Consider the following 23,035-nt stretch of genomic DNA (forward strand, 5'->3'; position numbering starts at 1 on the left):
CATTGTGTTAGGAGCTCTTAGGAGTCTCCCTTAAGAGCGTCCGGGGCCACGGTGCTCGGCGTCGTCGACCGGGCCTCGGACCCGGCTGCCGACCCTGTCTGCCCGCCGCAGAACTCCAGCTTGATGAGCGTGTCAACGGCCTTCAGGTACGCCGCCGCCTGGGTCTGCGCGACGTCCTCGACGTAGGTCAGCGAGGCCTCCAGCGTCCTGCTGCCGTCGAGCGTGCTGTACATCAGCGTCGCGTAGCCCTGGACGTGGCCGTTGTGGGTGACGATGGTGCCGCCGCAGTTCGGGCCGACGTCCTGGAGGAACAGCCCGAGGCCGTAGCCGCTCTTCGGGTCGCTGGTTGGGTGCGCCTTGCGCATCTCGGCCAGCAGCGGGGCCGGGAGGAGCTTCCCGCCCAGCAGCGCGGAGACGAACGTGTCGAGGTCCTTGGTGGTCGAGATCATCTCGCCCGCGCTGGAGATCCAGGAGGGGTTCTGGCGGGTGATGTCGACCGTCTTCGGCTGCCTGCCGTCCTCGTACGTGTAGTAGGCGTGGGCGTGCGGCCCTTGGATCTCCGTCCGGGTGCCCGGCGCCGTGGTGCCCGACAGCCCGAGCGGCCGCGCGATCCGCCGCTGGATCTCGTCGGCGTAGGAGTGGCCGGTGACCCCCTCGATCAGCAGCCTGGCCAGCACGTAGTTGGTGTTGGAGTAGCTCCAGTCCGTCCCAGGTGCGAACCGCGGCGTCTTGGACAGCGCGAACCTGACCAGCTCGTCGGGCTGGTAGGTGTGGAACCGGTTGTCCACCCACTCCTTGCCCGCCGACGGGATCCCCGGCACGACCGTCCCGTCGGGGTAGTACTCGCCGGTGAAGTTGAACACCCCGCTGGTGTGCTGCAACAGCATCCGCACCGTGATCCGCCGGTCAAGGCCGAACTGGGGCAGGTAGTCGGCCGCCGGAGCGTCCAGCCCGACCCTGCTCTCGGCCACCAGTTGCAGCACCACGGTCGCGGTGAAGGTCTTGGTGACGCTGCCCACCCGGAACCGCCCGTCCGTCGGCGGCTTCGCGGTCTCGCCCAGCTTGCGCACCCCGGCGCTGCCGGCCCAGTCGCCCCGCTGATCGTGCACGCGCAGCTGCATCCCGGTGAAACCGGAGTCGACGATCGACTGGATCGCCTGCCGCAACTCCGGACGGTCCTGCCCGGCGGCGGCCTGCGGCGCGACCGTGCTGGCCGCGGCGGCAAACCCGGGTGCGGCGACCCCGGCCAGCAGCGTTACCGCCAGCGCCGTGCCGCCCACTCGCCGCAGGATCCGTGGCGTCCGGACCCCGTTGTCCTTGGTGCCCCTGGTGATTCGCGGACTCGCGGCTGCGATCGGTGAAATGGTCATGTCGGCAACGATCGCCGACCGCCCTGACACCGGACGGTCCCCGCCCTGACACCGCCCTGACCCGGTGCCAGGGCACGAAACCTGGTGGCACCGCACGGAAACCGGTGTCACCTCGGGGAAACGACGGCGGCCCTCGGCCGGGCCGGTCAGCCCGGTCAGGTCGTCGCGGAGTTCGCCATGGCGGCCAACAGGGTCGTGATGCGGTGCCTCGGCAGGTCGATCAGGCGCAGGTCCAGCTCGGCCGGATCAGGCGCGGCCGCCTCGACGCGCTGCGCCGCGGCCTTCTTGGTCAGCTCGCCGCGCGAGGCGTTGATCAGGGCCTCCCGCCACACGTTGCCGAGCTTGCCGTGCGCCCGCAGCAGCAGCTCCCGCAGCACGGTGGCGGCCGGGTCGGTCGCGGCGACCGGCGCGGCCTCGGCCAGCACGACGGCGTGCTTGTTGTCCGGCGTGCTGCGCAGGAACCGCAGCGTGAATCTCGGGCCGACCAGCTCGGCGAGCGCGCGCTGGCCGCGCTCGTTGCTGATGTCGGGGTGGTTGTTGCTCACCAGCGCGGCCATCCGGCCCGCGGCGCACGCCAGCAGGGTGCGCAGCAGCCACGGGCCGGGGTCGTCGGTCAGGTCGACGGCGAGCGCGGCGGCGCCCTTGCCGATCGGCTCGTCCCAGCCCGGCCCGCGCGGCTTGGGCGCGGGCGAGGAGCCCGGCCGCGCGGCCAACTCGCGCAGCGCGTCCAGGATCTCCTGGGACGGCCCGGTCGCCTCGATGGACTGCGGGCCGTGCGTGTAGATGCCGACCCTGCGCGCGGCCTGCGGCGTTGCGAGCTTCGCGGCGCGCGCGGTCGGCCGGCACACGTACAGGTCGCTGGCGCTGCCGACGGCCTGCGCGCCGTGGTAGCGGTGGAAGCCGGGCAGGATCGCCTCGAACACGATGCCAAGCCGCTGGATCTCCTGCTGCACCTTCAACCCGAGCGCGGGGTTCCGCTCGCTGTAGCCGTAGGCGACCAGCAGTCGCCCCTGCGCCGGGTCGCGCAGCGCGCGCACGCCAGCGGCGAGGAACAGCGCCATCCCCTCCGGGGTGTAGGGCGGGTCGGTGAACACCAGGTCCGCCCACTCCAGCGCGGCGGGCGGGAAGCCGAACCGCAGGTCGGCGTGCAGGCAGCGGATGTTCCAGCCGCGCTGCCGCGCCCGCGTGTCGATGAACTCCAGCAGCCGCTCGTCGACGTCGACCACCGTCACGGCGGTCTCCGGCGCGACCGCGCAGACCGCGAGCGAGGTCAGGTCGTGGTCGCCGAGGCACAGCAGCCGACCGCCGGCCAGCTCGTAGTTCTCCGCGAGCCACAGCGCCCGGCGCAGCGCCGTCTCGTCGGTCGCCTGCACGTGGTCGAGCGCGGCCAGCGGGGGCGGCACGGCCGCGATGTCCGCGCCGATCGCCGCGAGCAGCTCGGGGTGTTCCGCGACACTTCCGAGGTTCGCCCGGTCGAGCGCGAATCGGCGGCGGTACTCGGCGGCCAGTTCGGGCGCGATCCGCAGGTTCGCCCCGGCGCGCCGGAGGTCGTCGTCGGCCGCGGCGACCAGCTCCTGCACGGTCCTGCGCGGCAGGGCGGTGGCGCGCACGAGGTCGTCGAAGGCCTGCCAGCCCTGGCAGAGCAGGGCAAGCGCGTCGCGGAGGCGGCGGCCGTGCACGCCGTGCTCGGCGAGCAGCAGGGCGACCGAGGACAGCGCGGTCGCCGGACTGGGCGTGGATTGGGGCGAATCGCTGGTCACAACCGAGGCAGCCTACGGGTCGTCCGGGTGAAGGGAGTGAACCTGGTCGCCCGGATGCTGGAATGCCATGCCTGTGTCGGGGGTTCGGGTTAAGGTCGTTCGATTCCGCGGCGGCCGGCAAGAGGCCGTCACGACCGGAGGGACCTCGGGTGATCGAGTTCCGGGCCGTGACCAAGCGGTTCGATGACGGGACCGTCGCCGTCAACCACCTCGACCTGACTGTCGACGCTGGCACCATCACGGTGTTCGTCGGACCTTCCGGTTGCGGCAAGACGACGTCGCTGCGCATGGTGAACCGGATGATCGACGCCACGTCGGGCACGATCCTGGTTGACGGCAAGGATGTCCGCAGCGCCGACCCGCCGACCCTGCGCAGGGGCATCGGCTATGTCATCCAGCAGGCCGGGCTGTTCCCGCACCGGACCGTGCTCGACAACGTGGCCACCGTGCCGCTGCTGTTCGGCTGGACCCGGCGCAAGGCGCGCAGCCGCGCGGCCGAACTGCTCGAACTCGTCGGGCTGCCGGCCTCGCTCGGCAAGCGCTACCCGGTGCAGCTGTCCGGTGGCCAGCAGCAGCGCGTCGGCGTGGCGCGGGCCCTCGCTGCGGACCCGCCGGTGCTGCTGATGGACGAGCCGTTCAGCGCGGTCGACCCCGTGGTCCGCGAGGGACTCCAGGACGAGCTGCTGCGGCTCCAGGCGGAACTGGACAAGACGATCGTCTTCGTCACACACGACATCGACGAGGCGGTCCGCATCGGCGAGAAGGTCGCGGTGTTCCGGCAGGGCGGCGTGCTCGCCCAGTACGCGCCGCCCGCCGAGCTGCTCGCCAGGCCCGCCGACGACTTCGTCGCGCACTTCGTCGGCAAGGACCGAGGCTATCGCGCACTGTCCTTTGTGGACGCCAGTGGCGTGGAGATCCGCGAGGTGGCAACGGCGTCGATCGGGGACGCCGTGTCCCAGGCTTCGGACTGGCGGCTGGTGCTCGACGACGGGCGCCAGCCGCGCGGGTGGCTGCCGGCTGGGTCCACTGTGGACGGACAGGTGACCGAGGACGGCCTTGAGCCGGGCGGTTCCCTGTACACGCTGGGCACTCCCGTGCGCGGCGCGCTGGACGCCGCGCTGTCCTCGCCGTCCGGCCTCGGCGTCGTCGTCGATGAGGAGGGGCGGTACGCGGGCGTGCTGACCGCGCGCCAGGTGCTCGACCTCATCGAGGCGCAGCGGGGAAGTCGGCGCTGATGTTCAGCGATCTCGGGAAGTACCTGAGCGACGCGGGCACCCGCGCCGACATCGGCACCGACCTGGTCGACCACATCTACCTGTCGCTGCTGCCGTTGGTGTTCGGCGTCGTGGTCGCGGTGCCGCTCGGCTGGGTCGCCCACCGGTTCGGCCGGGCGCGCGGCGCGCTGCTCGGTGTGATGAACATCGTCTACACCGTGCCGTCGATCGCGCTGTTCGTCATCATCCCGGTGCTGATCGGCTCGCAGATCCTGTCGCCGGTCAACGTGATCGTCGCGCTGACCATCTACACCACCGCGCTGCTGGTCCGGCCGATCACCGACGCGCTGGACGCGGTGCCCGCCCACGTGATCGCGGCCGCGACGGCGATGGGCTTCCGGCAGTGGCGACGCTTCCTCGCCGTTGAGCTGCCGCTGTCGATCCCGGTGCTCGCCGCCGGCATGCGGGTCGGGTCGGTGAGCAACATCAGCCTGGTCAGCGTCGGCGCGCTGATCGGCACCGGCGGCCTCGGCGGCCTGTTCACCGACGGGTTCTCCCGCCGCTACCTGCCGCCGATCATCGTCGGGATCACGCTGACCCTGGTGCTCGCGCTGGTGGTCGACCTGCTGCTCGTCGCGCTGCGGCGGGCGCTCACGCCGTGGACCAGGGTGCAGGGGGTGGCCGTCCAGTGATCTTCGCCGACATGGTCACCTGGCTGACCGACCCGAGCCACTGGACCGGCCCCGGCGGCGTGCCGGCCAGGGTGGCCGAACACCTGCTCTACTGCGTGCTCGCGGTGCTCGCCGCCGGACTCGTCGGCGTGCCGCTCGGCATGTTCGTCGGGCACACCGGGCGCGGCAGCGTGCTGCTCGTCGGCGCCAGCAACGTGCTGCGCGCCCTGCCGACCCTCGGCCTGGTCAGCATCCTCTACCTGATCGCCGGCGGCGGGACCGTGCCGGTGCTGCTCGGCCTGGTGGTCCTCGCGATCCCGCCGATCCTGGCCGGCACCTACGCCGGGCTCCAGGACGTGGACCGCTCGGTGGTGGACGCCGCGAAGGGCATGGGCATGACCGGGCGGCAGCTGCTGTGGCGGGTCGAGCTGCCCAACTCGATGCCGCTGCTGATGGGCGGCGTGCGCAGCTCGATGCTCCAGGTCGTGGCGACGGCGGGTGTCGCGGCGTTCGTCGGGCTCGGCGGACTCGGTCGGCCGCTGCTGGATGGCCTGCGGGTGCTCGACTACGGTCAGGTCGTGTCCGGGGCCGTGCTGATCGCCCTGCTCGCGGTGCTGCTCGATCTCGTGCTCGCGGGGGCGCAGAAACTCGTCGTGCCGCGCGGCCTGAGGCTGATCGCGGGGACGGCGGGCAGGCGGAGAACCCAACGCCGGGTTGAGGAACCTGTGCAAGAGCTGGTCACTACTGGGGGCCAGCAGGAAACCGGAGGAACCAGAGCATGAAGCGCACGGTGGCCGCTCTCGCGGTAGGGACCGCGCTGTTGCTGTCCGCATGTGGCTCCAGCCAGAGCCTGTCGGGCAACAGCAGCGACCAGAGCGGTGGCGGCGGTGACGTGGTGGTCGGCTCGGCCGACTTTACCGAGAACAAGGTGCTCGCCGAGGTGTACGCGGGAGCGCTGCGCAACGCGGGATTCAAGGCGACGGTCAAGCCGGGCATCGGGGCGCGGGACATCGTCGTCAAGGCGTTGCAGGACAAGTCGCTCGGCGTTGTGCCCGAGTACAGCGGCAACCTGCTGAACTTCTTCGACAAGTCCAACACCACCAGCACCAGCGAGGACGTCTACGCGGCGCTGAAGACCAAGGTGCCCGCCGGCCTCGGCGTGTACGACAAGTCGGCTGCCGAGGACAAGGACGTCCTGGTCGTCACCAAGCAGACCGCGGACTCCGGCGTGAAGTCCATGGCCGACCTCGGCCCGAAGTGCGCCACCCTGGTGCTCGGCGCGGCCGGCGAGTGGCCGCAGCGCTGGAAGGACAAGATCAAGGAGCTGTACGGCTGCGAGTTCAAGGAGATCAAGGCCACCGACGCTGGCGGCCCGATCACCGTCGACAAGCTGAAGTCGGGTGAGACGCAGGTGGCGAACCTGTTCACCACCTCGTCGGACATCGCCGCGAACGGCTTTGTGCAGCTCGCCGACCCGAAGAACATGTACCCGGCGCAGAACATCGTGCCGCTGGTGCGCAACGACGCCCTCACCGACAAGGGCAAGACCGCGCTGAACAAGGTCTCCGCCGCCCTGACCACCGACAAGCTGGCCGCGCTGGTCAAGCGGGTCGACGTGGACAAGGAGACGGTGGCCAACGTGGCCGCCGACTTCGTCAAGCAGAACAACCTCTGACACCGGGACCCGTGCGGTTCCGGCGACGGGACCGCACGGGCGGTCCGCTGGGCATCCTGAATATGACGGTGCGTGCGGGATTACTCACGCGTCGTTAGTGCCCGATGCGAGTTGGCCGTTCGACGCTCTATAGCATCCGTGCTATGGATTGGGGTACTGTCGAGCTGGAACCGGAAGTCCGTGACTGGCTCAGGAGCCTTGGGTAAGACGCAGTGCACCACGTTGCGTTCTACCTCGACCTGCTGGCCGAGCGCGGGCCCCTGCTCAGCGAGCCACACACTCGACAGCTGGACGGAAAACTCCGCGAGCTGCGGTTTTGGCTGGACAGCTCGCCTACCAGGATCAGTTACTGGATCGCCCCTGGCCGGCGGATCGTCCTGCTCACCGTCTGGCACAAGACCAAGATGCGTGAGACCGCGCAGGTCGAACGGGCGCGCAGAGCGCTGCAACGGTGTCAGGACGAGCGGCACACCGTGGATGAGGAGGAGTCGTGACCGAGCGAACCACGTGGACAGAACTGCGCAAGGGCCTCGGTGTTGAGCGCGCTCACCCTGCCTACGAAGCAGCTCGCATCGCCTTCGAACTCGGTGCCGAGGTGCGTTCGCTGCGGGAGCAGCGCGGTTGGTCGCAGACTGAACTGGCTGAGCGCGCGGGGATGACGCAGTCGGCGATGGCACGGTTCGAGGCCGGCGGCACTGTGCCGACACTGCCGGTGCTTGAACGGGTCGCTGCGGCGCTGGACATGCGGTTGTCCGTCGAACTCACTCCTGCCTGAACACTGCCGTCCGCTTCGTTGCCTCAGGGTCCGGGAGCGGCGTGGCCGCCGATTCGGGTGGTCAGCTCGACGGCGGCGCGCCGCACCTCCTCGGCCAGCTCCGGCCACGTCTGACCGCACTCCTGGCCAGCACTGGTGCCACTGCCGTCGTCCGGCGCGCACAGATGCCGGAACGTCACGCTGATCGCCGCGATCGGCCGGCCGCCGTGATCGAACACGGGGGCCGCCACCGACGCGAAGCCGGCCGTCACGTGGCCGTCCTCCACCGCCCAGCCCCGCCTGCGCTCGGTCGAGAGCAGCCTGCGCAGCTCCGGCAGGTTGCCCGGTCCTCGCCCGGTCCGGTTGACGAAGCTGCCCGCCGTCGGCAGCAGCGCCCTGACCTGCGCCGCCGGCAGGTGCCCCAGCATCGCCCGCCCCGAGGCCGGCAGGTGCGCCGGTAGCCGCACGCCGACGTCGGTGACCAGCGTCTGCGGCTGCCTCGGCTGCTCCCGCAGCAGGTACAGCGCCTCCGCGCCGTGCAGCACGCCGAGATGCGCGGTCCGCTCCACCCGGTCCACCAGCCTGCGCAGCAGCGGCCGCGCCAAGCGCTCCAGCGGGTCGTGCCGCAGGTACGCCGAACCCAGCTCGAAGGACGCCACCCCGAGCCCGTAGCGCCGCTCCTCGGGCAGGTGCGTGGCGAAACCGGCCTCGGCCAGCTCGGACAGCAGGTGGTAGGTCGTCGACCTCGGCAGGTCCAGCTCGCGCGCCACCGCAGCCGCGGACATCGGGCCGGGCCGGCTGGCCAGCAACCGCAGCACGGCCAGGCCCCGGCGCAGCGCCGGCACATCGCTGCTCGTGCCCATGTCCCTCCCTCCGGTCGATCAGGTCGAGACTACGACTCAACAATTCCGGCGGTCGCGGCGTCACTAGGGGCGGCCCAGCCCCGACCAGCAGGAAGGACCCGCCTTGCCCGCCTCACCCACGAGTTTCGACGACTTCGTCGGTGTGGAACTGGCCGCGATGCTCCGCTACGCCACCGTGCTGTCCTGCGACCCGTATCTCGCGCAGGACATCGTGCAGGAGGTGCTGCTGCGCGCCCAGCAGCGGTGGCCCCGGATCTCCTCGGCCAACGTCCCCGCCGCCTACGTCCACCGCATGATCACCAACGAGTACCTGTCCTGGCGAAGACGCAGGGCGGTGCGCGAGGTCGCCCTGACCCATCAGGCTCTCGACGTCGTCACCGCGCCGTTCGCCGATCCCACCGCCGGCTACGACGAGCGCGACGCGATGCTTGCCGCGATCGCCCGCCTGCCGCGCAAGCAGCGCGCCGCCGTGGTGCTGCGCTACTACGAGGGCTACGACAACGCGGCCATCGCCGCCGCGTTCGGCTGCGGCGAGGGCACTGTGCGCAGCCACATCTCGCGGGCGCTGGCCACGCTGCGCGCCGCGAACATCCGCCAACCAACCGTCCGTTCCGGGGAGGGACTGTGACCATGCACGACGAAACCGAGACCCTGATCAGCGACACCCTGGTCCGCCAGGCCGACCGCGCGCCGCACCCGCAGACCGTGCTGAACCGGCTGTACGAGCCCACCGCGTCGGTCCCGAGGCAGCGCAGGATGCTGCTGGTGGCCGCCGCCGCCGTGGCGGCCGTCGCGGTCGGCGCGTCGACGATGCTGCTGCACGGGAGCGGGGGCGACAGCCGCGCCCCCGAGGTGGGGGTCGGCGCCGCGCCAAGCGCCTCGGCCGGCGCGCCCTCCAGCGCGGCGAAGCCGGCCGCTGCGGGGATCGCGCTCAAGTACAAGGCCGGCTGGCTGCCCGAGGGCTACGTCGAGAAGTACCGCGAGAGCTGGCTGGACAACTCGGACCAGAACCGAACCTGGGTGAAGGGCAAGGGCTTCGGTGGTAGCCGAGGGTCGCGCGATGACGATGCGGCGACACACATCAACATGGAGCTGATCACCGCCAAGAACGGTTCCGCCGCCTTCATCCAGTCCGAGTCCCAGTACCCGACCGTGGTGAAGACCACGGTCAAGGGGAAGCCGGCGTATTTCCAGCCGCTCGGTGACAACGCGATCCAGCTCACCTGGGCCGCCAGCGACTCCCAGGTGCTCCAGTTGACCCTGGCCGCCGTGCCGGACCTCCAGGCCACGGCGACGCGGATCGCCGAGTCGGTGGTGGCGGACGGGAGCGCCCAGATGCAGAACCCGTTCGTGCCCGGCACCGTGCCCGGTGGGATCAAGCCCATCGACGCGAGTGTCTATGGCGAGTCCGCGCAGACCTGGGGCGCGTTCATGAGCTTCGGGGACGGACACGACAAGAAGATCTTCGGGGCCGAGGTGCGGCACAGCGACCCCGGCGTGACCGGCGGCAGGGCCGTGACCGTGCGCGGCAAGCAGGGCAGCTTCACGACGGTGCCGTTGTCCAGCACCGGCGCCGGTCCGTGGGGGCGGACGTTCATGGCCTCCACCACGGTGCTCACGGTGCAGCTCGACGACGGCCTGTGGCTGGCGGTTTCCGCGTCGTCGGCCAACCAGCAGCAGCCGAACCCGTTCACCGAGCAGGACCTGGTGGCGTTCGCGAACGGGCTGACCATCCAGCCCGGCGACAACGCCTGGCTGGGCCACTGACCGAACGGGGTGCGGGGTGAGCCCCCGCACCCCGTTCTCGATCGGCTCATGCTGCATATGTCTGGGATGTCAGACACTCTCGGGTGACCTGGGGTCGTGCGAACGCCGGGCGCGGGTTGGGATGGGCACATGCCAGGACCCGACCGACCGGCCAACGTTCCGCTTGGCGCCAGGCCGTTGACCCGTGACGAGGTGTTGGCGGTCGCCCGCGCCGACGCGAGCGTCGAGCTCACCCAGGCCGCGCTGGACGCGGTCGGGTCAGCCAGGACGCACATCGAGAAGCTGGCCACCGCCGAGAAGCCGACCTACGGCGTGTCGACCGGCTTCGGCGCGCTCGCCGTCCGGCACATCCCGCCGGACCTGCGCGCCGCCCTCCAGCGTTCGCTGGTCCGCTCGCACGCAGCCGGCGCCGGCCCCGAGGTGGAGCGGGAGGTCGTCAGGGCGCTGGTCCTGCTGCGGCTCCAGACGCTGGCCACCGGGCACACCGGCGTCCGCCCGTCCACGGTGGACACCATGGCGCGGATGCTCAACGCCGGCATCGCGCCGGTGGTGCACGAGCACGGCTCGCTCGGCTGCTCCGGCGACCTCGCGCCGCTGTCCGCCGCCGCGCTGGCGCTGATCGGCGAGGGCGAGGTCCGCGACGCGACCGGCCGGCTGATGCCCGCCGCCGACGCGCTGCGCGAGGCCGGCATCGAGCCGGTGCAGCTCGCCGAGAAGGAGGGGCTGGCGCTGATCAACGGCACCGACGGCATGCTCGGCATGCTGGTGCTCGCCGCCGCCGACCTCCGCGCGCTGATGGACGTCGCCGACCTGACCGCCGCGATGAGCGTCGAGGCGCTGCTCGGCACCGACCGGGTCTTCGCCGCCGACCTCCAGGCCCTGCGCCCGCATCCCGGCCAGGCGGTGTCCGCCGCGCGGATGACCGCGCTGCTCGCCGACTCCGAGATCATGGCCAGCCACCGGGGACCGGACTGCACCCGCGTGCAGGACGCCTACTCGCTGCGCTGCTCGCCGCAGGTGCACGGCGCGGCGCGGGACACCATCACGCACGCCGAGACCGTGGCCGACCGCGAGCTCGCCTCGGCCGTGGACAACCCCGTCGTGCTCGCGGACGGCCGGGTGGAGTCCAACGGCAACTTCCACGGCGCGCCGCTGGCGTACGTGCTGGACTTCCTGGCCATCCCGGTCGCCGACGTGGCCAGCATGGCCGAGCGCCGCACCGACCGGATGCTGGACGTCGCCCGCTCGCACGGCCTGCCGCCGTTCCTGGCCGCCGACCCCGGCGTCGACTCCGGCCACATGATCGCGCACTACACGCAGGCCGCTGTGGTGTCCGAGCTGAAGCGGCTTGCCGTGCCGGCCTCGGTCGACTCGATTCCGACCAGCGCGATGCAGGAGGACCACGTCTCGATGGGCTGGGCCGCCGCCCGCAAGCTGCGTCGCGCCGTCGACGGCCTCGGCACGGTGCTGGCCGTGGAGTACCTGACCGCCGCGCGCGCCCTCGACCTGCGCGCCCCGCTCAAGCCCGCCCCGGCGACCGCCGCGGCCGTCGCCCTGCTCCGCGAGCGGGTCGAGGGCCCCGGCCCGGACCGGCATCTCGCGCCGGAGATCGCCGCAGCAGAAGACCTGATCCGTTCCGGCGCGCTGCTCGCCGCCACCAGGAGGTTCGCATGACCGGGCCGATCCGTGCCGCGCGCGGCACGACGCTCACCGCACGCAGCTGGTCCACCGAGGCCCCGCTGCGGATGCTGCACAACAACCTCGACCCCGAGGTCGCCGAGCGGCCGGAGGACCTGGTCGTCTACGGCGGCACCGGCAAGGCCGCGCGCGACTGGCCGAGCTTCCACGCGATCAGCCGAGAGCTGACCACGCTCGGCGAGGACGAGACGCTGCTGGTGCAGTCCGGCCGTCCCGTCGGCGTGCTGCGCACCCACGAGTGGGCGCCGCGCGTGCTCATCGCCAACTCGAACCTGGTGCCGGACTGGGCGAACTGGCCGGAGTTCCGCAGGCTGGAGGCCGCTGGCCTGACCATGTACGGGCAGATGACCGCGGGGTCGTGGATCTACATCGGCACCCAGGGCATCCTCCAGGGCACCTACGAGACGTTCGCGGCCGTCGCGGCCAAGCGGTTCGGCGGCACCCTCGCCGGCACGCTGACGGTCACCGCCGGCCTCGGCGGCATGGGTGGCGCGCAGCCGCTCGCGGTCACCATGAACGAGGGCGTCGCGCTGGTCATCGAGTGCGACCCGCAGCGCGCGCACCGCCGTGTCGAGCACCGCTACCTCGACGAGGTCGCCGACGACCTGGACGACGCGATCCGCCGGGTCGAGGCCGCGAAGAAGGAGCGCCGCGCGCTGTCGGTCGGCGTGGTCGGCAACGCGGCCGAGGTGCTGCCCGAGCTGCTGCGCCGGGGCGTCGAGGTGGACATCGTCACCGACCAGACCTCCGCGCACGACCCGCTGGCGTACCTGCCCAAGGGCATCGACCTGGCCGACTGGCACGACTACGCGGCGAAGAAGCCCGACGAGTTCACCGACCGCGCGCGGGACTCGATGGCCGACCACGTGGACGCCATGCTCGGCTTCATGGACGGCGGCGCCGAGGTGTTCGACTACGGCAACTCGCTGCGCGGCGAGGCGAAGCTCGGCGGCTGCGACCGGGCGTTCGACTTCCCCGGCTTCGTGCCGGCCTACATCCGGCCGCTGTTCTGCGAGGGCAGGGGCCCGTTCCGGTGGGCCGCGCTGTCCGGCGACCCCGAGGACATCGCCGCGACCGACCGCGCGATGCTGGAGCTGTTCCCGGACAACGAGCCGCTGGCCAGGTGGATCAGGATGGCCCGCGAACGCGTTGCGTTCCAAGGGCTTCCTGCCCGCATCTGCTGGCTCGGCTACGGCGAGCGGCACCTTGCTGGCCTGCGCTTCAACGAGATGGTGGCCAGCGGCGAGCTGTCCGCGCCCGTGGTGATCGGCCGCGACCACCTCGACTGCGGCTCGGTCGCCTCCCCGTACCGGGAGACCGAGGCGATGGCCGACGGCTCGGACGCCATCGCGGACTGGCCGCTGCTCAACGCCATGGTGAACACGGCGTCCGGGGCGACCTGGGTGTCCATCCACCACGGCGGCGGCGTCGGCATCGGCCGGTCCATCCACGCCGGCCAGGTCACCGTCGCGGACGGCACTGCCCTGTCGGCGCAGAAGATCGAGCGGGTGCTGACCAACGACCCCGGCATGGGCGTGCTGCGGCACGTCGACGCGGGCTACGAGCGGGCCGACGAGGTCGCGGCCGAGCGTGGCGTGCGGATTCCCATGGGGCACAACGCATGACACTGGCCACCGCCGACGTGTGTGGCGAAGCGGAGGCGGCATGAGCACCGCGTCGGGCCTGTTGGTCGACATCGCTGAGGTCGGCGTGGACCGGCAGCGCGGCGGCTACTCGCGGCACGGCTTCGACCGGGTCGAGCTGGAGCTGCGCGAGTGGTTCACGGCCGAGGCGGTCAAGCGCGGCCTCGACGTCCGCGTCGACGGCAACGGCAACCTGTGGGCCTGGTGGGGCGCGCCGGGGCCGAACGCCGTGGTGACGGGCAGCCATCTCGACTCGGTGCCCGGCGGCGGCGCGTTCGACGGGCCGCTCGGCGTGGTGTCCGCGCTCGCGGCGGTGGATGCGTTGCGGGCACGCGGTTTCGTGCCGCGCCGGCCGTTCGCGCTGCTGGTGTTCGCCGAGGAGGAGGGCGGCCGGTTCGGTGTGGCGTGCCTCGGTTCCCGGCTGCTCACCGGCCGCATCGACGCCGACGCGGCCAGGCGGCTGACGGATCCAGACGGCGTCACCCTGGCGGACGCGGTGCGCTCGGCCGGGCTCGACCCGGCCGGGCTCGGCCGGGACGCGAAGGCGTTGCGGGACATCGGTTGCTTCGTCGAGCTGCACGTCGAACAGGGCAGGGGCCTGGTGGACCTGGCCGCGCCGATCGGGATGGCCAGCTCGATCCTCGCGCACGGCCGCTGGCGGTTCAGCTTCTCCGGCGAGGGCAACCACGCCGGGGCGACGCCGATCGGCGACCGCAGGGACCCGATGCTGCCGGCGTCGAACGTGGTGCTGGCCGCCCGCCGCGCCGCGTCCACTGTGGACGGTGCGCGGGCGACGGTCGGCCGGATCCTGCCGACTCCCGGTGGCACCAACGTGATCGCGTCGAGCGTCGATCTGTGGCTGGACGCCAGGGCGGGCGACGACGCGACCACCAGGGCGGTGGTCGCGGAGATCACCGCAGCGGCCGAGGCGGCGGCGCAGGCCGAGGGCTGCCTGCTGCGCGTCACCGAGGAGTCCTACGGCGACACCGTGCACTTCGACGCGGGCCTGCGCGACGAGCTGGCCGCCGCGCTCGGCGGGGTGCCGGCGCTGCCGACAGGGGCCGGTCACGACGCCGGGATCCTGGCGGCGGACGTGCCGACCGCGATGGTGTTCGTGCGCAACCCGACCGGCGTCAGCCACGCGCCTGCCGAGTTCGCCGAGCCCGCCGACTGCGAGGCCGGGGTGGCCGCGCTGGTCACCGTGCTCGACCAGCTGAACAGGTGACACCGCACCAGGAAGGGGACCGCCCGTGAGCCCGACGACCTACTGGTGTGAGCGGGCGTGGCTGCCCGAGGGGGTGGCCGCCGACGTGCTGGTGCGGGTGGACGCGGCCGGCCGGATCACCGAGGTGTCCTCGGGCCAGTCGGCGCCGCTCGGCGCGCGGCGGCTGGCCGGCGTGGTGCTGCCCGGCTTCGCCAACGCGCACTCGCACGCGTTCCACCGCGCGCTGCGCGGCAGGACGCACGGCGACGGCGGCACGTTCTGGACCTGGCGCGAGGGCATGTACCGGCTGGCCGGGCGGCTCGACCCGGACAGCTACCTTCGGCTGGCCACCGCCGTCTACGCGGAGATGGCCGTCGCGGGAGTGTCCTGCGTCGGCGAGTTCCACTACCTGCACCACGCGCCGGACGGGCGTCCCTACGTCGACCCGAACGCGATGGGGGAGGCGCTGCGGGCCGCCGCGTGCGCGGCCGGCATCCGGCTGACCCTGCTGGACGCGTGCTACCTGACCGGCGGCATCGAGACGCCGCTTTCGACCGAGCAGCAACGGTTCTCCGACGGGTCGGCGGCGGCCTGGGCCGAGCGGGTCGGCGCGCTGCGCGGGGACGCGGGCACCAGGATCGGCGCGGCCATCCACTCGGTGCGCGCGGTGCCGCCGGACGCGATGGCCGAAGTGGCCGCCGCGTTCGCCGAGCGGCCGCTGCACGTGCACCTGTCCGAGCAGCCCGCCGAGAACGAGGCGTGCGTCGCCGCGTACGGCCGGACGCCGACGGAGCTGCTGCACGCGGCCGGGGCGCTGGCGCGGCGGACCACCGCCGTGCACGCCACCCACCTCACCGACCGCGATGTCGCGCTGCTCGGCTCGGCCGGGGCGACCGCGTGCTTCTGTTCGACGACCGAGGCCGACCTGGCCGACGGCATCGGGCCGGCGCGGGAGCTGCGCGACGCCGGCAGCCCGATCGCGCTCGGCAGCGACCAGCACGCCGTGGTCGACCCGCTGCTTGAGGCGCGGGCCCTCGAGCACGGCGAGCGGCTGCGCACCGGGCAGCGCGGCCGGTTCGCCCCGACCGAACTGCTCGCGGCGTCCACCTCGGACGGTCACGCGAGCCTCGGCTGGCCGGACGCTGGCCGCATCGAGGTTGGCGCGCCCGCCGACCTGGTCGCGGTGCAGTTGGACACGATCCGCACGGCGGGTTCCCTGCCGGAACAGGTCCTGCTGACCGCGACACAGTCCGATGTGGACATTGTGGTGGTCGGCGGCAGGGTGGTCGCGAGCGGCGGTCGGCACGAGACGCTTGGCGAGGTCGGTCGGTTGTTGGCCGACGCGATCGAAGGGCTGTGGACATGAGCGTGCTGATCACCGGTGTCGGTGAACTGACCACGAACGACGACGAGCTCGGCCAGCTGTCCGACGCCGCGCTGGTGCTGGACGGCGACCGCGTCGCGTGGGTCGGGCCCGCCGCGCAGGCACCGGACGCGGACGAGCGGGTGGACGTCGCCGGTCGCGCCGTGCTGCCCGGCTGGGTGGACAGCCACACGCACCTGGTGTTCGCCGGCGACCGCACCGAGGAGTTCGGCGCGCGGATGGCCGGCCAGCCCTATCAGGCTGGCGGCATCGCCGTCACGGTCAACGCGACCCGCGCAGCCACGGACGCGGAACTCGAGGACGTGCTGCGCCGGCACGTCGCCGAGGCCGTCGCGCAGGGCACCACCTATGTGGAGACCAAGACCGGCTACGGGCTCACCGTCGCCGACGAGCTGCGGTCCGCGCGGCTGGCCGCCAGGCACGCGGACGAGGTGACCTTCCTCGGCGCGCACCTGGTGCCGCAGGGCTGGGACGCCGACGACTACGTGGCGTTGGTGTGCGGCGAGATGCTGGACGCGGTCGCGCCGCACGTCGGCTGGGCGGACGTGTTCTGCGAGACCGGGGCGTTCGACGCGGACCAGTCGCGCGCGGTGCTCGTCGCGGCCAAGGAGCGCGGACTCGGCCTGCGCGTGCACGGCAACCAGCTCGGCGAGGGTCCCGGCGTGCGGCTGGCCGTCGAACTCGGCGCGGCGAGCGTGGACCACTGCACCTACCTGTCCGGCGCCGACGTCGAGGCGCTGGCCGGCTCCGACACGGTCGCGACGCTGCTGCCCGCCTGCGACCTGTCCACCCGCCAGTCGCTGCCGGACGCGCGGGCGCTGCTGGACGCCGGCGCGACGATCGCTCTTGCCTCCAACTGCAATCCGGGCTCGTCCTACACGTCCTCGATGGCGTTTTGCGTGGCCACCGCCGTGCTCCAGCTGCGGTTGAGCGTGGCCGAGGCGGTGCGCGCCGCGACCTGGGGCGGCGCGCGGGCGCTGCGCAGGGAGACCGGCGACGGCGCGGTCGGCGTGCTGCGGCCGGGCAGCCGCGCCGACGTGCACGTGCTGAACGCGCCGTCCGTCACGCATCTCGCCTACCGGCCGGGGGTGCCGCTGACGCACGCCGTGTGGCGCGCGGGCAGGCGGGTCGTGGGCGGCTGGCCAGCAGGAAGCTAGCCAGAAGGCGGCTAGGCAGCAGGCAGCTAGGCAGAAGGCGGATCGCGGGGCCACGACCGGCAGGGGTCGTGGCCCTGCTTTCGTTGCGCCCCTGGTCACAGGGGTTTGGTTCGGGCTTCGGTCACATTCCCTCGCCGGCAACCGTCATACCGGCGAGGGGCAAAGCCCAACCGATGCGGCCGAAATGCCTGCCGCCACAGGAAAAGGACCCGCCATGTCTGTCGTCAGGACGCACCACTACTCCGTCGACCCCGCCGACTTCGACGAGCTGCTCGTCCGGCGTGCCGCGCTGATCACCGCCATTCGCGCCGCGCACTCCGGCCTCGCCGAGGTCAGGCTGACCCGCCTCGAGGACGGCACCTACACCGACGCCTGGCGCTGGGACTCGGCGGAGCAGTTCGGCGCCGCGCTGGCCGCGCTGCCGGACTTCCCGCAGGCCCCGGCGGCGATGTCGCTGCTCACGGACGCGACCGCGGTCAACGGCGAGATCGTCGACCAGCGCTGACCTCGTTTCCGTCGAACAGAAGTGGAGGACGTGCCGCCATGACCACGCCGACCCGTTTCGTCACCCCGTCCCGCATCCGTTCCGTCGTCTACTGGTTCACGACGCTGATCCTGCTCGCCGAGTCCGCCGTCGGCGGCGCGTACTGGGATCTCTTCCGGATTCCCTACGTCAAGGACATGTTCAACCACCTGGGTTATCCGCTCTACTTCGCCACGCTGATGGGCCTCTGGAAGATCGCCGCGGTGTTGGCGATCATCGCCCCCGGCTTTCCCCGACTCAAGGAATGGGCCTACGCCGGGGTGTTCTTCGTCTACTCGGGCGCATCCTTCTCGCACCTGGCGGTCGGCGACTCGCTCGGCGACGCGGTGGGGCCGGGCGTCTTCGCCCTGTTCGCGCTCGCCTCGTGGGCACTGCGGCCGAAGGGTCGCCGCGATCCCGTGCCGAACGACAGCGCCTGGATCCTGGCCAGGCCGGCGCGCTGACGGCCGGCCGCGCTCAGCCCTCGCTCGACGGCTCCGGCTCGTCCTGGGGCAGCAGGGCCACCTGGACGAGGCGGTCGGGGTGGCGGCGGCTGACCAGCGCGCCCCGGCCCGGCGGCAGCGGCGTCGGCCTGACGTTGCCGAGCAACGGGCCCTCGTTCCGGTTGCCGCTCATGACCAGGCCGGGGCCGGCGAGCTCGACGAGCTTGCCGAGGATCTGGTCGAAGACGGCGCGCGCCGCGCCGCCGCTGCGGCGGGCCACGATCAGATGCAGGCCGATGTCCTTGGCCTGCGGGAGGAAGTCGGCCAGCGGCAGCAGCGGGTTGACCGACGACGTCACCACCAGGTCATAGTCGTCGACGACGATGAACAGCTCGGGGCCCTTCCACCAGGACCGGTTCCGCAGCTGCTCCTGCGTGACGTCCGGGCCGGGCAGCCGGTTGGCCATCGAGTCCCGGACGTCCTTGAGCATGTCGGCGAACTGGTTCGACGAGACCGCGTAGCCGATCTGATAGTCGCGGTCGACGAGCCCCAGCATGGTGCGCCGGTAGTCCACCAGCAGGATGGCCGCCTCGTTGGAGGTGTAGCGGTCCGTGATGCCGCGCACGATGGTGCGCAGCAGGTTCGTCTTGCCGTGCTCGGCGTCGGCGAAGGCGACGAAGTGCGGGTCCGCGGCGAAATCCAGGTACACCGTCTGGTGGTCCTCGTCGACGCCGATCGGCACGAGCCTGCCCTTGGCCGGCTGGTCGCCCTCGGCCAGCAGGTCCTGGTAGGACAGTTCGGTCGGCAGCACCGTGACGGGCGTGGCGGTCGGGCCGTGCCAGGACCGCGCGACGTACTCGACGGTGTCGGTGACGCCGTCGGCGAGCGTGCTGTCCGACCCGAGCACCGGCAGCGCGGCGAGGAAGTGCAGCCGTTCCCCGATCAGCCCGCGTCCCGGCCGGCCGGTCGGCACGGCGGCGGCGGCCCTGCGGTTGACCTCGGACTCGCTCGGGTCGCCGAGCCGCAGCTCGAACCGGGTGAGGATCAGGTCCTTGACGGCGGGCCGGATGTCCGCCCACCGGTTCGCGGTGAGCACGAGGTGCACGCCGTAGGACAGGCCCCGCGTGGCCAGCCCCACCACATCCGATTCCAGCTCCTCGAACTCCTGCCGGAAGGTCTGCCAGCCGTCGATGACCAGGAACACGTCACCGAACTCGTCGGACAGCGTCCCGCCATCCCCACGGCGGTCGCGGAACTCCGCGGGCGAATGGATGCCCAGCTCGCGGAACCGGGCCTCGCGCCGCCGCAGCAGGTCGGTCAGCCTGGTCACCGTCCTGCGCATCCGGTCGACGTCCAGCCTGCCGGCCACGTCGCCGACGTGCGGGAGCCCGCGCAGCGACTGGAGCGTGCCGCCGCCGAGGTCGAGGCAGTAGAACTGCACCTCCTCGGGCGTGTGCGTCAACGCCATCGAGGTGATCAGCGTTCGCAGCATCACCGACTTGCCCGACTGCGGACCACCGACGATCGCACCGTGCCCCGCCGCGCCGGAGAAGTCCGCCATCAGCAGGTCGTGCCGCTGCTCGAACGGCCGGTCCACCCGGCCGACCGGGGTCCGCAGCGCGCCGGTCATCGGCCCGGCCGGCCCGAACCCGCGCTGCTCGTCGACGATCAACGGCGGCAGCAGGTCGGTGAGGACGGGCGAGGCGTCCAGCGGCGGCAGCCAGATCGGGTGCGCGGGCGGCCCCTCCCCGGCCATCCGGTCGACCAGCAGGTCGAGCACGGCCGGGCCCACCGCGTCCTCCTCGCCGGAGAGATGCGGGGTGGACACGTAGGCGGACCGGAACCGGACCAGCGGCTCGCCCTGCACGGCCAGGTAGCCCGACCCAGGGGTCGCAGGTAGCTCGTAGGCGTCCGGCCGCCCGAGCACGGCGCGGGACTCGCCGGTTGTGAAGGTCCGCAGGGCGATCCGGTAGGACAGGTGGGTGTCCAGGCCGCGCAGCTTGCCTTCCTCAAGGCGTTGCGAGGCAAGCAACAGATGGATCCCGAGCGACCTGCCGATGCGGCCGATCTGCACGAACAGGTCGATGAACTCGGGTTTGGCGGTCAACAGTTCGGAGAACTCGTCGATGCAGACGAACAGCGCCGGCAACGGATCGAGGTCCGCGCCCTTTCGCCTGGCCCGCTCGTACTCGTCGACGTTCGCGTGGTCCTTGATGGACAGCAACTCCTGCCGCCGCGCGATCTCGCCCGCGATGGCGTCCCGCATCCGGTCCACCAGCGTCAGGTCGTCGGCCAGGTTGGTGATGGTCGCGGCGACGTGCGGCAGCCTGCCAAGACCCCGGAAGGTGGCCCCGCCCTTGAAGTCGACCAGGATCATGTTCAGCGTGGCCGAGGAGTGCGTCGCGGCGAGCCCGAGCACGAGCGTGCGCAGCAGCTCGGACTTGCCCGACCCGGTCGCCCCGATCAGCAGCCCGTGCGGGCCCATGCCGTGCTGCGCGGGCTCCTTGATGTCCAGCTCGACCTTGCTGCCGGACTCGTCGATGCCGAACGGCACCCGGTAGCGGTCGCGCCGCGTTCTCGGCCGCCACGCCTGCTGCACGTCGAAGGCGGCCGGATCGGGGCTCCAGTCGAACAGAGTCGTCCTCGGCGGGTCGTGGTCGAGCAGCGCGAGCAGCTGCGGGCTGCTGTCCAACGGGTCCACCGGGTCCGCCTGCGCCACCGGCGCGGCCGGCACGGCGCCCAGCACGGCGCCCGGGGGCGCGAGGACCAGCGCGTGCCACACCGAGGGGTCGACCACGGGCAGCTCGCCGTCCCACTGCGGCTCGATCTCCGCGGAACGGTCCAGCGCGGTCAGGAACGGCCGGCCCGCGTACAGGCCCCAGCCGGCGAGGTCCGGCAGCGTCGCGGCCAGTGCCGGGCTGAGCCTCGACTCGGCCGGATCGTCGAGGCCGAGCTCGATGCGGCCGCGCAGCAGCGTGTAGACATCCGCAGGCAGCTCGCTCCAGTGCCGCGCGGTGGCGACGACGTGCACGCCGTAGTCGAGGCCGGCGTCGGCGATGGTCCGCACGGCCGTGGCGAAGTCGGGCACCTCCCCGGCGAACCGCTGCCAGCCGTCGACGACCAGGAACACCTCGCCGTGCTCGCCAGGCGGCAGCTTGCCGCGCCTGCGCAGCTCGCGGTACTGGCTCGCGGAGATCTGCGCGGTGCTGAACAGCCTGGTCCTGGCGTCGATGACGGACCGGACGCGGCCGAGCAGCTGGATGGCTCGCGCCGACTCGGTCGGGCCGACCACGGACCGCACGTGCGGCAGCTCCCGCAGCGAGCTGAGCTGACCGCCCGCGTCGAGGCAGTAGAAGTGCACGTCGTCGGCCGACTGGTTGAACCGCAGCCCGGTGATCAGCGTCCGCAGCAGCGTGGACTTGCCGGAGCGGAACCGGCCGACGATCGCGACGTGCCCGTCCCGGCCGCCGAGGTCCAGCCGCAGCACGTCGTCGGCGTGCTCCCGGCTGGGCGGCGCCTGGCCGATCGGCACCACCAGCCTGCCGGGCGGCGCGTCGTCCGGCGTGGCCAGCAGGTCGGCCAGGGTCGGCGAGCTGGTGTGGTCGCCGACGACGATCGTTCGGGAGCGCGCCTTCGCCAGCACGAACGAGCCCTCGGCCTCGTTGCTGCGCCGGGGCAACTGGTTGCGGCCCTGCCGCTTGACCTCGTGGTAGACGAAATCGTAGAGATCGTCCGCGGTGATCACGTCCTGGCCTGGCCGCGCCGCGGCCCCGGTGCCGAGGCCCCTGATCACCTCCGAGGTGAACACCGAGACCGCCTGCGGCTGGTTGAGCACCTGCCGCTCTTCCTCGTAGGCGTACTCCAGCTCGCTCGACGCGGTGATCACGTAGCTGCCGCTGCCGAGCTGACTGCTCAGGTCGACCTCACCTGCCGACTTCCTGGTCCGCCGCCGGGTGAACATGCCGCTGTAGCAACAGTCCAGCAGCACCAGCTTCGACCTGGCCTGGCACTCGTCCAGCATGTGCTCGACCAGGACCGACGGGACCGCCGTGGAGTACGGCCGGTGTCCCTCGGTGTCGTAGGCGGCGAAGAACAGCTGGTCGTGGTCGTTCTTGATGCCGTGGCAGGACAGGTAGAGCAGCACGAGGTCGTCGACGTCCCTGCCGTGGAACAACTCCTCGACGCGCTTCTCCACCGCGCTCTTGGTGGCGTCCAGCAGCACCGGAGCCGAGTCGAACGCGCCGATCGACGGGTCGAGCAGCAGCTGCGCCAACTGCTGCGCCTCCTCGACGGGGGCCCGCAGCTGTTGGAGTTTCGGGTCGGCGTACCGGGAGGTCGCGATCAGCAGGGCGTGGCGCTGGCCCATCGGCTACCCGCCTTCGGGGTCCGACGCGCCGGCCAGCGCCTCGGCCAGGGCGGCCTGGTCCTGTTGGGAGATCCCGGTGAAGGTGACCTCGCGCCCGTCCTGGAGCCAGGTCACCGACCGGCTCTTGGTCCGGTCGAGGTAGGCGGTGATGACCTTGGCGATGGCGGTCACCGTGCCGGTGGACAGCACGCCGGTGATGATCAGCTCGGCGACGCCCTGGCCGGTGCCGGACCTGGCGCCCTGCGGCGCCTCCAGTTCCGGCCGCGCGATGTTGACCAGGTGCAGCGCCCGCAGGTCGTCGAACAGCGACCTGGTCAGCCGGTGCCGCCGGACGTCGTCGACGTCCCCGGCGTCCAACCGCAGCGTTGCCTGCCCCATGACCGCTCCCACCTCACCCTGTGTGCCCGGCCGATCTCACCAGGTATACCAGTCGGTCGAGCCACGTCAGGCCGTTTCGGCGGACCTCGTTCACCCATCAGGAGGCGGGAGTGTCATGAAGGGTCCCTTCAAGACACCCAGTGTCCTGAAGGGACCCTTCATGAC

Annotated in this window: 20 protein-coding genes; 15 read left to right on the forward strand and 5 right to left on the reverse strand. The window is 72.1% G+C overall.

Annotated features, from left to right (window positions below):
- Nucleotides 1-17: 17 nt before the first annotated feature.
- Together F0L68_RS19525 and F0L68_RS19530 are read right to left on the reverse strand one after the other, a co-directional pair.
- Entirely contained in the window at nucleotides 18-1,370 is a 1,353-nt protein-coding gene (locus F0L68_RS19525; RefSeq protein ID WP_149851037.1) for a serine hydrolase domain-containing protein, read from the reverse strand.
- Nucleotides 1,371-1,525: 155 nt separating this feature from the next.
- Entirely contained in the window at nucleotides 1,526-3,130 is a 1,605-nt protein-coding gene (locus F0L68_RS19530; RefSeq protein WP_223198945.1) for a bis-aminopropyl spermidine synthase family protein, read from the reverse strand.
- 149 nt (nucleotides 3,131-3,279) lie between these two features.
- Here F0L68_RS19530 and F0L68_RS19535 point away from each other — a divergent pair, with 149 nt between their 5' ends.
- From F0L68_RS19535 to F0L68_RS19560, 6 genes are all read left to right on the forward strand, one after another.
- Complete coding sequence (locus F0L68_RS19535; protein ID WP_223198946.1) at nucleotides 3,280-4,365, forward strand: ABC transporter ATP-binding protein; 1,086 nt, start codon at nucleotides 3,280-3,282, stop codon at nucleotides 4,363-4,365.
- Nucleotides 4,365-5,036, forward strand: coding sequence for an ABC transporter permease (locus tag F0L68_RS19540; protein ID WP_149851039.1), 672 nt, complete (start codon nucleotides 4,365-4,367; stop codon nucleotides 5,034-5,036). The genes F0L68_RS19535 and F0L68_RS19540 overlap by 1 nt, the downstream gene beginning before the upstream one ends.
- Nucleotides 5,036-5,797, forward strand: coding sequence for an ABC transporter permease (locus F0L68_RS19545; protein ID WP_149851071.1), 762 nt, complete (start codon nucleotides 5,036-5,038; stop codon nucleotides 5,795-5,797). Before F0L68_RS19540 ends, F0L68_RS19545 begins: the two co-directional genes overlap by 1 nt.
- Nucleotides 5,794-6,690: an ABC transporter substrate-binding protein gene (locus F0L68_RS19550; protein WP_149851041.1), complete on the forward strand. Its 897-nt coding sequence runs from the start codon at nucleotides 5,794-5,796 to the stop codon at nucleotides 6,688-6,690. Before F0L68_RS19545 ends, F0L68_RS19550 begins: the two co-directional genes overlap by 4 nt.
- A 212-nt stretch (nucleotides 6,691-6,902) precedes the next feature.
- Nucleotides 6,903-7,184 (forward strand): type II toxin-antitoxin system RelE/ParE family toxin, encoded by a 282-nt coding sequence (locus F0L68_RS19555; protein ID WP_223198947.1) that lies wholly within the window; start codon nucleotides 6,903-6,905, stop codon nucleotides 7,182-7,184.
- Nucleotides 7,181-7,465, forward strand: a complete 285-nt coding sequence (locus F0L68_RS19560; protein WP_149851042.1) for a helix-turn-helix domain-containing protein — start codon at nucleotides 7,181-7,183, stop codon at nucleotides 7,463-7,465. The genes F0L68_RS19555 and F0L68_RS19560 overlap by 4 nt, the downstream gene beginning before the upstream one ends.
- A 23-nt stretch (nucleotides 7,466-7,488) precedes the next feature.
- Here the strand turns inward: F0L68_RS19560 and F0L68_RS19565 are convergent, their stop codons facing one another.
- The gene (locus F0L68_RS19565; protein WP_149851043.1) at nucleotides 7,489-8,307 is read right to left on the reverse strand and encodes an IclR family transcriptional regulator; all 819 of its coding nucleotides are present in this window, start codon (nucleotides 8,305-8,307) and stop codon (nucleotides 7,489-7,491) included.
- 157 nt (nucleotides 8,308-8,464) lie between these two features.
- On the opposite strand from F0L68_RS19565, the gene F0L68_RS19570 reads away from it, so the two are divergent.
- From F0L68_RS19570 to F0L68_RS19610, 9 genes are all read left to right on the forward strand, one after another.
- Nucleotides 8,465-8,935, forward strand: coding sequence for a sigma-70 family RNA polymerase sigma factor (locus tag F0L68_RS19570; protein WP_149851072.1), 471 nt, complete (start codon nucleotides 8,465-8,467; stop codon nucleotides 8,933-8,935).
- A 2-nt stretch (nucleotides 8,936-8,937) separates the two neighbouring features.
- Nucleotides 8,938-10,074: a hypothetical protein gene (locus F0L68_RS19575; RefSeq protein ID WP_149851044.1), complete on the forward strand. Its 1,137-nt coding sequence runs from the start codon at nucleotides 8,938-8,940 to the stop codon at nucleotides 10,072-10,074.
- Nucleotides 10,075-10,203: 129 nt separating this feature from the next.
- Nucleotides 10,204-11,748 carry a histidine ammonia-lyase gene (gene hutH, locus F0L68_RS19580; RefSeq protein ID WP_149851045.1) on the forward strand — a complete coding sequence of 515 codons (1,545 nt, stop codon included), beginning with the start codon at nucleotides 10,204-10,206 and terminating at the stop codon, nucleotides 11,746-11,748.
- The gene (gene hutU, locus F0L68_RS19585) at nucleotides 11,745-13,397 is read left to right on the forward strand and encodes a urocanate hydratase (protein ID WP_149851046.1); all 1,653 of its coding nucleotides are present in this window, start codon (nucleotides 11,745-11,747) and stop codon (nucleotides 13,395-13,397) included. Before hutH ends, hutU begins: the two co-directional genes overlap by 4 nt.
- A 40-nt stretch (nucleotides 13,398-13,437) precedes the next feature.
- Nucleotides 13,438-14,640, forward strand: coding sequence for an allantoate amidohydrolase (locus F0L68_RS19590; RefSeq protein ID WP_149851047.1), 1,203 nt, complete (start codon nucleotides 13,438-13,440; stop codon nucleotides 14,638-14,640).
- Between the two features lie 25 nt (nucleotides 14,641-14,665).
- On the forward strand, nucleotides 14,666-15,985 hold the full coding sequence (locus F0L68_RS19595; protein ID WP_149851048.1) for a formimidoylglutamate deiminase: 1,320 nt from the start codon (nucleotides 14,666-14,668) through the stop codon (nucleotides 15,983-15,985).
- The gene (gene hutI, locus F0L68_RS19600; RefSeq protein ID WP_149851049.1) at nucleotides 15,982-17,160 is read left to right on the forward strand and encodes an imidazolonepropionase; all 1,179 of its coding nucleotides are present in this window, start codon (nucleotides 15,982-15,984) and stop codon (nucleotides 17,158-17,160) included. The genes F0L68_RS19595 and hutI overlap by 4 nt, the downstream gene beginning before the upstream one ends.
- 214 nt (nucleotides 17,161-17,374) lie before the next feature.
- A complete protein-coding gene (locus F0L68_RS19605) occupies nucleotides 17,375-17,665 on the forward strand; it encodes a hypothetical protein (RefSeq protein WP_149851050.1) in 291 nt (96 codons plus the stop codon).
- 38 nt (nucleotides 17,666-17,703) lie between these two features.
- Complete coding sequence (locus tag F0L68_RS19610; RefSeq protein WP_149851051.1) at nucleotides 17,704-18,147, forward strand: DoxX family protein; 444 nt, start codon at nucleotides 17,704-17,706, stop codon at nucleotides 18,145-18,147.
- Between the two features lie 13 nt (nucleotides 18,148-18,160).
- On the opposite strand, the gene eccCb is transcribed toward F0L68_RS19610, so the two are convergent.
- The gene (gene eccCb / locus F0L68_RS19615; protein ID WP_223198948.1) at nucleotides 18,161-22,492 is read right to left on the reverse strand and encodes a type VII secretion protein EccCb; all 4,332 of its coding nucleotides are present in this window, start codon (nucleotides 22,490-22,492) and stop codon (nucleotides 18,161-18,163) included.
- A gap of 3 nt (nucleotides 22,493-22,495) precedes the next feature.
- Nucleotides 22,496-22,870, reverse strand: a complete 375-nt coding sequence (locus F0L68_RS19620) for an effector-associated constant component EACC1 (RefSeq protein ID WP_149851052.1) — start codon at nucleotides 22,868-22,870, stop codon at nucleotides 22,496-22,498.
- Nucleotides 22,871-23,035 lie beyond the last annotated feature (165 nt).

This window comes from Solihabitans fulvus (assembly GCF_008386585.1).
Lineage (GTDB): Bacteria > Actinomycetota > Actinomycetes > Mycobacteriales > Pseudonocardiaceae > Solihabitans > Solihabitans fulvus.